This window comes from Streptomyces sp. 4F14 (genome assembly GCF_048159485.1).
Taxonomy (GTDB): domain Bacteria; phylum Actinomycetota; class Actinomycetes; order Streptomycetales; family Streptomycetaceae; genus Streptomyces.
In genome coordinates this window covers 1-375 of the sequence record NZ_JBLRVY010000225.1, presented here as the reverse complement: position 1 = coordinate 375, position 375 = coordinate 1, and the positions used below count along the sequence as shown (strand labels likewise).

Genomic DNA, 375 nt, shown 5'->3' with positions numbered 1-375 from the left:
CCCGGTGCCGGCCGACGCCGTACCGGTGAAGTACGCGATCAATCTCGTCTGTCCATCGACCCGGGGCGCCACGGTCACCGCCGTGTCCACGCCCGGCATACGGGACAGCGCCGCGTCCACATCCGACAGCTCGATGCGGTAGCCGCGCACCTTGACCTGACCGTCGCGACGTCCGGCACAGTCCAGCAGACCTTCGGGCAACCAGCGCCCGATGTCTCCGGTGCGGTACATCGTCTTCGAGCGGTCGTCGAGATGGTTGGGACGGAAGGCGGCGGCCGTCTGGTCGGGGTCGTTGACATAGCCTCGCGCGAGTCCCGCCCCGGTCACGCAGATCTCGCCGTAGGTGCCGATCGGGCAGAGGGTGCCGTCCGGGCC

Annotated in this window: 1 pseudogene; it reads right to left on the bottom strand. The window is 69.6% G+C overall.

Annotated elements, in window-relative coordinates:
- Nucleotides 1-375: pseudogene (locus ACLZOT_RS50440) on the bottom strand (hypothetical protein); the annotation flags it as partial.